Origin of the sequence: Desulfobacter sp. UBA2225 (assembly GCF_002348205.1) — a bacterium.
GTDB lineage: Bacteria > Desulfobacterota > Desulfobacteria > Desulfobacterales > Desulfobacteraceae > Desulfobacter > Desulfobacter postgatei.
Genome location: NZ_DDYV01000106.1, coordinates 26,645 through 33,912, shown reverse-complemented (window position 1 = coordinate 33,912; position 7,268 = coordinate 26,645). Strand labels below are relative to the sequence as shown.

General features: G+C 48.8%; 7 protein-coding genes and 1 pseudogene. All 8 read left to right on the top strand.

The window, feature by feature from the left end; genetic code table 11:
- Positions 1-121 (top strand): annotated as a pseudogene (locus tag B3D59_RS05895) (flagellar biosynthetic protein FliP); the annotation flags it as partial.
- 1 nt (position 122) lies between these two features.
- On the top strand, positions 123-392 hold the full coding sequence (gene fliQ, locus B3D59_RS05890) for a flagellar biosynthesis protein FliQ (protein WP_286818389.1): 270 nt from the start codon (positions 123-125) through the stop codon (positions 390-392).
- Positions 393-443: 51 nt separating this feature from the next.
- Positions 444-1,232: a flagellar biosynthetic protein FliR gene (gene fliR / locus B3D59_RS05885; protein WP_286818388.1), complete on the top strand. Its 789-nt coding sequence runs from the start codon at positions 444-446 to the stop codon at positions 1,230-1,232.
- A gap of 3 nt (positions 1,233-1,235) precedes the next feature.
- The gene (flhB, locus tag B3D59_RS05880) at positions 1,236-2,303 is read left to right on the top strand and encodes a flagellar biosynthesis protein FlhB (RefSeq protein ID WP_286818387.1); all 1,068 of its coding nucleotides are present in this window, start codon (positions 1,236-1,238) and stop codon (positions 2,301-2,303) included.
- 66 nt (positions 2,304-2,369) lie between these two features.
- The gene (gene flhA / locus B3D59_RS05875; RefSeq protein ID WP_286818386.1) at positions 2,370-4,478 is read left to right on the top strand and encodes a flagellar biosynthesis protein FlhA; all 2,109 of its coding nucleotides are present in this window, start codon (positions 2,370-2,372) and stop codon (positions 4,476-4,478) included.
- Positions 4,471-5,574 (top strand): protein FlhF, encoded by a 1,104-nt coding sequence (locus B3D59_RS05870; RefSeq protein WP_286818385.1) that lies wholly within the window; start codon positions 4,471-4,473, stop codon positions 5,572-5,574. The genes flhA and B3D59_RS05870 overlap by 8 nt, the downstream gene beginning before the upstream one ends.
- Entirely contained in the window at positions 5,575-6,468 is an 894-nt protein-coding gene (locus B3D59_RS05865; RefSeq protein ID WP_286818384.1) for a MinD/ParA family protein, read from the top strand.
- 41 nt (positions 6,469-6,509) lie between these two features.
- Positions 6,510-7,256 (top strand): FliA/WhiG family RNA polymerase sigma factor, encoded by a 747-nt coding sequence (locus B3D59_RS05860; RefSeq protein WP_004071176.1) that lies wholly within the window; start codon positions 6,510-6,512, stop codon positions 7,254-7,256.
- The last annotated feature ends 12 nt before the right edge of the window (positions 7,257-7,268 follow it).

Genomic DNA, 7,268 nt, shown 5'->3' with positions numbered 1-7,268 from the left:
CATGGGCATGATGATGCTGCCCCCGGTTATGATTTCCCTGCCTTTCAAGCTGATGCTTTTTGTCCTTGTGGACGGCTGGCATTTGATTGCAGGCTCAATGATAAAAAGTTTTGGAGTGTAAAATGACCCCTGAATTTGTTATAGAATTTGCCAAACAGGCCATCGTCCTGACCATCCTTGTGTCCCTGCCCATGCTGGGTTTGGGCCTGATTGCAGGTCTTATCATCAGTGTGTTCCAGGCTGTTACCCAGATCCAGGAGATGACCCTTACCTTTGTACCCAAAATCCTTGCCGTTTTTATCGGGCTTTTATTTGCTGCGCCGTGGATGATGGAAAAACTCATGTCTTTTACAACCAATATCATTACCAATATACCCATGTATATCCGGTGATCGACAGGCTTTTACAGATCCGTAACAACCTGTCGAAAGGAAAAAGCGGCTGTGGAACTATTAGATCTCATTGACCCCATTCGTTTCAGAACCTTTATGCTGGTTTTGGCACGGGTATCGGTATTTTTATTTTTGTTCCCTATTTTCAGCTCATCTGCATTTCCCAACCAGTTGAAAATAGGGCTGGCCTTGGTTTTAGCCCTGTTGTTTTATACGGTGGTGCCTGTGGACCCCGCCCGGTTCCCAAGGGATATCCCCACCTTTGGCTTGATGCTGGGGGCAGAGATCCTGGTGGGCTTTACCCTAGGGCTTTGCCTGAGAATCTTTTTTGCAGGGGTCCAGATGGCCGGCGAGCTCATCGGCTTTCAGGTCGGTTTTTCCATGATCAATATCATGGATCCCCAAAGCGGTGAGAATGTGTCCATCATGGACCAGATCGGCTACTGGGTCTGCCTGATCATTTTTCTTGTACTCAACGGACACCACATTATCATCATGTCCATGATCGACAGCTTTGAACTGGTTCCTGTGGGCGGGTTTGTCATGCATGCGGCCATCCACCCCCGGGTTATGGATGTGGCGGCCGGGCTGTTTGTGGATGCCGTTAAAATCAGCGCTCCGGTAATAGCCGTTTTAACTTTTGTCAATACCGGCTTCGGACTGGTTGCAAAATTTTCACCCCAGACCAATGTCATGATTGTGGCGTTCCCGGTAAAGATCGTAGTGGGCCTGATCTTTTTTGCCATGACCTTGCCCATCATCGCCATTGTCACCCGGGACTACATTGAACCCTGCAGAAAACTGTTTCTGGCTTTATTGTTTTATATGGGCGGAGGATAAAATATGGCAGAAGATCCGGAGGGTGGCGGCGAGAAGACCGAAGACGCGTCGTCACGAAAGCTCGACAAGGCAAGAGAGGAAGGGCAGGTTGCCAAAAGTATGGAAATCCCTTCGGTCTTTGTCTTGTTGGGCGGTGTTACGGCTTTATATACCACGGCATTTTTTTTCTACCAGAACTGCGTGGAGGTATTTCATTATAATTTTATCTTTGAACGGGTACCTGAACTGAACCCGGCAGACTTGACCGCGCTGCTGATTTATCATGCCAAAAAGATGTTTTTTATGTGTTTGCCCGTATTTGCAGCAGTCTGCGTCGTGGCACTTGTGTCCAATCTCGCCCAGGTCGGCTTCCATGTATCCTGGAAAGCCATAGAGCCCAAACTGAGCAAACTGAATCCTATTAACGGGTTTAAACAAAAATTTTCTTCCCGGGCTTTAATCGAGTTTGTGAAATCACTGGTTAAGATTGCCGTTATTTCACTGGTCTGCTATCTGGCCACAAAGGGTGAACTTTCAAAAGTGCTTACCCTGTACGATAATTCCACAGCTCAGATTCTTTTATTTCTTCTTATTAAATCCTTCTGGATTTTCATAAAAGTTTGTCTTGTAATGACTCTGGTTGCCATCCTGGACTATGCGTTCCAGAAATGGAAATTTTTAGAAGAGCAAAAAATGACCAAAAAAGAGGTCAAGGATGAACACAAACAGACAGAAGGTGATCCGGCGGTTAAATCCAGGATTCGCCAACTCCAGATGGCTGCGGCCAGAAAACGCATGATGGCTGCCGTGCCCAAGGCAGATGTGGTTGTGACCAACCCGACGCACCTTGCTGTGGCATTGCAGTATGACAGAGAAAAGATGGTTGCCCCGACCGTCGTGGCCAAAGGCGCCGGGGCCGTGGCTGAAAATATCAAAAAAATTGCCCAGGAAAATGATGTCCCCATCGTGGAAGATAAGCCTTTGGCCCGGAATTTGTATAAATCAGTCGATATTGGAGGGCAGATTCCCTTTGAATATTACCAGACTGTAGCTGAACTGCTCGCTTACGTTTACGGACTTAAGAACAGTTAGACACCAGACAGTCAAATTTTTGGCACAAGATGTCAAGTATCCATCAATAAGCAGTAAGGAGGATAAATGGCCGCAGAAAACGTCGGTATCATGGCCACAATGAAGAAAGAGTCATCAGATATCCTGATGGTTCTGGCCTTTATGGGCATTCTCATGGCGATGATTCTGCCCTTGCATCCCATTATCCTTGATTTCTTTCTGGCCCTGAATATCTCCCTTGGCGTGGTGGTACTGATCACCACCATGTATACCCAAAAACCACTGGACTTCAGTATCTTTCCTTCCCTGCTTCTGATGCTCACCCTTTTCAGGCTCTCGTTGAACGTGGCATCCACACGGCTGATTCTTTTGCACGGCAGCGAAGGTCCGGAGGCAGCCGGGGCGATCATCATGTCATTCGGTGCCTTTGTGGTGGGCGGCAACTATGTGGTGGGTCTGATTATTTTCATTATTCTGGTGCTCATCAATTTCATGGTAATCACCAAGGGTGCCGGTCGTATTGCAGAGGTGGCCGCCCGTTTTACCCTGGATGCCATGCCCGGCAAACAGATGGCCATTGATGCGGACCTCAATGCCGGCATGATCGACGAAATAGAAGCGCGCGAGCGAAGGGCTGCCATTGCCAGGGAATCGGAATTTCATGGCGCCATGGACGGTGCATCCAAATTTGTCCGTGGCGACGCCATTGCCGGCATTGTGATCACTTTGATTAATATCGGCGCAGGCTTTCTTATCGGTGTGGTGCAGCAGGGGATGCCGCTTGGGGAGGCTTTGACCAATTACACGCTGCTCACCGTGGGTGACGGCCTTGTCTCCCAGATTCCGGCGCTTTTGATTTCTGCTGCCTCAGGTCTTCTGGTATCCCGTTCCGGCGCAGACAGCAAGATGGGACAGGCTTTTGCCAAGCATCTGTTTTCCAGTACCACCCCGGTAATGGTGGGGGCTGTGGTTGTTTTTCTCATAGGCGTTATCCCGGGCCTTCCCACTATCCCCTTTATGACTTTAGGAATTACCATGGGAACCATTGCCTGGTATTTTTTAGGACAAGAGGAGAAAAAAGAGGAAGAAAAACAGCAGGCCGTTGAAAAGGCCCAGACCCAGGCCCAGGAAGAGACACCCGGAAAACCCGAGGATGTGGATCATCTGCTGCGTCTGGATACCATGGAACTGGAAGTGGGATATGGCCTTATTCCCCTGGTGGACAAGCAGCAGGACGGTACGCTTTTGGGACGGATCAAGGCCATCCGCCGGCAGTTTGCCACGGAGATGGGTATCATTGTTCCGCCTATCCATATCCGGGATAACCTGAATTTAAGCCCGGCCCAGTACCGCCTTATGATTAAGGGCGTTGAGACCGCCGGTGCAGAGCTTATGGTCAATCACTATCTGGCCATGGATCCCGGTGGTGCGGCTAAAAAAATTGACGGGATTGATACGGTTGAACCGGCCTTTAATCTGCCGGCCCTGTGGATACCCATGTCCAGGGAAGAGGAGGCCAAATTTTCCGGATACACTGTGGTCGACAACTCCACGGTTATTGCCACCCATTTGACGGAAATCATCAGAAACAATGCCCACAATCTGCTTAGCCGACAAGATGTCCAGCATCTTCTGGATAACCTGGCCAAAACCAGTCCCAAGGTTGTGGAGGAACTGGTGCCCAATCTTTTAAGTGTCGGCGCTGTCCAAAAGGTGCTCCAGAATCTTTTGCGGGAACGTGTCTCCATTCGGGATCTGTTGACTATTGTGGAAACCCTGGCAGATTTTGCCCCGGCGGGCAAGGACCCGGATCTGTTAACCGAATATGTGCGCCAGCGGGTTGCCAAAGGTATGCTGGCGCCTTACCTGCAGCCCGGTAAAAAATTGCAGGTCATGACATTGGACCGAAGGCTTGAAGAAATTCTAACAAAAAATATCAAACGGACCGACCACGGGACTTACCTGGCTTTAGAGCCTGTCCTGATAACGGAATTTGTCGGCGCCGTATCCAAACAGGTGGAAAAAGTCATCACACTGAATACCCAGCCTGTGCTCATGACATCGCCCACATTGCGCCGTCACGTTCGTCGTCTGATTGAGCCCTCTCTTCCCAACGTTTTTGTGGTATCCCACGCAGAGATCGTGGATGATATTAACCTGCAGGCTGTCGGAAAGGTGACCTTAAAGAATGGATAAAAAAATTTTCAGAGCACCGAATATCCAGACCGCCCTTGCCGGCATCAAGGAGGAACTTGGGCCCGATGCCATGATTATTTCCACCCGAAAGGTGCCGAAATCCCCAAGAGATCCCTACGCAAAGACCATGTTCGAGGTTGAGGCCGCAATCCCTTCGACCGGTGACAACAAACCTGAAGCCCCTCTTGTCCAGGATGTGAAAGCCCTTAAGTCAGATCTTGCGGAAATAAAAGACATCCTTTCTGTGGCCGGTTTTGGTTCCGGGGTATCCTCCATTCTGTGCAACCATTTTGAGTCCGTAGGTGTGCTGGCATCCCTACTTCGCTGCGGCGTCAGCGAACGCCTGGCGGCAGATCTTGTTCAAAAAGCTGCCTTAGATTTGGATAAAACCCTTGATATGGCAACACAAATGAAGCAGTTGAAAAAAAGAGTTATGGGCCTTTGCCTGGATCAATTTCGCACCAAGGATTTTTTCACACGGCATAACGCTTCGGGGCTCCCCCAGGTGGCGGCCTTTGTGGGGCCGACCGGTGTGGGAAAAACCACCACCATTGCCAAACTGGCGGCCTTTTTAAGCTTTACCCGAAAAATGAAGGTGGGCTTAGTCTCCATAGACAATTACAGGATCGGGGCCTTTGAGCAGCTCAAAGCTTATGCCGGCATCATGGGGCTGCCCTGTGTGCCTGCCTTTTCACGCCAGGATCTGGCATGCGCCCTGGACCGGATGAAATCCATGGATCTGGTGCTTATTGATACGGCCGGACACAGCCATTACGATAAGGAAAAAATTGACGAAATCCTTGAACTGGTCAGAAATGATTTCCAGATCAGTGTTCATTTAACCTTGAGTGTTACCTCTGAATTGATTAATATGAAGGAAGCGGCATCTGCTTTTTCCGTATTTAATCCAGACACCTATGTGTTTACAAAAACTGATGAGACAAAAAGATGCGGGAAAATCCTTGACCAGGCGGCAAGCTATGACTTGCCGGTTTCATTGGTGACCAACGGCCAGAAGGTGCCCGAGGATTTGATTATCCCGGACCGCCATGAGCTTTTGAAGATAATTCTGAAAAAAGAGCCCAAAGGAGATTAGGTGGATCAAGCAAAAGGACTGCGGCAGATAGCCAGGACAAGTGCGATGCAAAGACGGGAACGGAACGGGGCTTCCAATGGCAATTCATACCCCAGGGTCATTGCGGTGACCAGCGGTAAAGGCGGGGTGGGTAAAACCAATATTGTGGGAAATCTGGCCGTGGCCATGACACGACTCGGCAAACGGGTGGTGATCATAGATACGGATGTGGGCCTGGCCAATATTGACATCGTATTTAACCTAAGACACAAATATAACATCCGCCATCTGATATCCGGGGAAAAAACATTATCCCAGGTGATGGTAACAACGAATCATGGTATCGGTATTCTCCCGGGGGGATCCGGGTTTGCCGATTTGACCCATTTCAGTGAAGGTGAGAAATTGACCCTGCTGTCGGAGTTTGAGGCTTTTTCCAACATGGCAGATATTATTTTGCTGGATACAGGCGCCGGTATTTCATCCAATGTGCTCTATTTTAACGCATCTGCAGACCAGTGCCTGGTGGTGGCAACCACGGAACCCACCTCAATCACCGATGCCTATGCCCTGATGAAGGTCATGTCTCAAAATTATGGGATAAAGTATTTCAAACTGGTGGTCAACATGGCGGAGAACCGAACCGGGGCCAAAAAAGTTTACGGATCTTTAAGCAACGCCCTGGATAAATTTTTAAAAAATGTGGTTCTTGAATACTGCGGGCATGTCCCTTTTGATCCGGCCCTGCAAAAGGCGGTTCGAAACCGCAGCATCCTTTTAGATATGGTAAAAAACAGTCCTGCAGCCGATGCCATCTCTGATCTTGCAAAGAATCTGCTCAATGACGACAGGACGAACCAGAACCAGGGAAACCTGACCTTTTTTATGAACCGGGTGTTTGAAGCGGCCCAATAAGCGATGATCGTCATTTTATAAAAGGAAATAATAACTTTTCCATGAAATACCCCCTTAAAAAAAATCAAGCGGCGTGGGAAACCTGGCGACAGGAGAGTATTGTCAATTACGCTTATCTGGTCCGGTACATTGCCTCCCGGTTTGCCATGCGTCTGCCCGCCAGTGTGCTTTTTGACGAACTGATGTCAGCAGGTTCCCTGGGGCTCATTGATGCGGTGGATAAATTTGATCCAGGCAAACATGTCAGCCTTGAGACCTATGCCCGGTATCGTATTAAGGGGGCCATTCTGGATGAATTGCGCAGCATGGACACCTATTCAAGGTCCATGCGAAAAAAAATCCAGAATATCGCCCGGGCTGCAAAAACCATTGAGGATGAAAAGGGGCGACCGGCCGATGACGATGAAATCAGTGAGGCGTTGGGTGTGGATCTGGAAACTTACCAGAATATGCTAACCGATATCCATGGGGCTGCTGTCCTCAGCCTGGATGATTTCATCAAGACGAAAACAAATGATATTTCTTACCAGACCCGTTTTCAGGCCGGACTCAGAGATGACGAAAATCCCGAAAACGACTTTTACCGGGCAGAATTGAAATCCGTTCTGGTGAAGGCCATCAAAAAATTAACGGAAAAAGAGCAGATTGTTATCTCCCTTTACTATTATGACGAACTGACCTTGAAAGAAATTGGAGAGGTTTTGTCTTTGACGGAATCCAGGATATGTCAAATCCATACGGCTGTTCTGGTGAAACTGCATGCAAGCCTGGATAGTTATGGGAAATAATCAATAAAAATG

What these genes read in the sequence shown, in the direction of transcription:
- fliQ (WP_286818389.1), top strand. Translation starts at nt 123, where the DNA reads ATGACCCCTGAATTTGTTATAGAATTTGCCAAACAGGCCATCGTCCTG.
- flhB (WP_286818387.1), top strand. Translation starts at nt 1,236, where the DNA reads ATGGCAGAAGATCCGGAGGGTGGCGGCGAGAAGACCGAAGACGCGTCG.
- flhA (WP_286818386.1), top strand. Translation starts at nt 2,370, where the DNA reads ATGGCCGCAGAAAACGTCGGTATCATGGCCACAATGAAGAAAGAGTCA.
- B3D59_RS05870 (WP_286818385.1), top strand. Translation starts at nt 4,471, where the DNA reads ATGGATAAAAAAATTTTCAGAGCACCGAATATCCAGACCGCCCTTGCC.
- B3D59_RS05860 (WP_004071176.1), top strand. Translation starts at nt 6,510, where the DNA reads ATGAAATACCCCCTTAAAAAAAATCAAGCGGCGTGGGAAACCTGGCGA.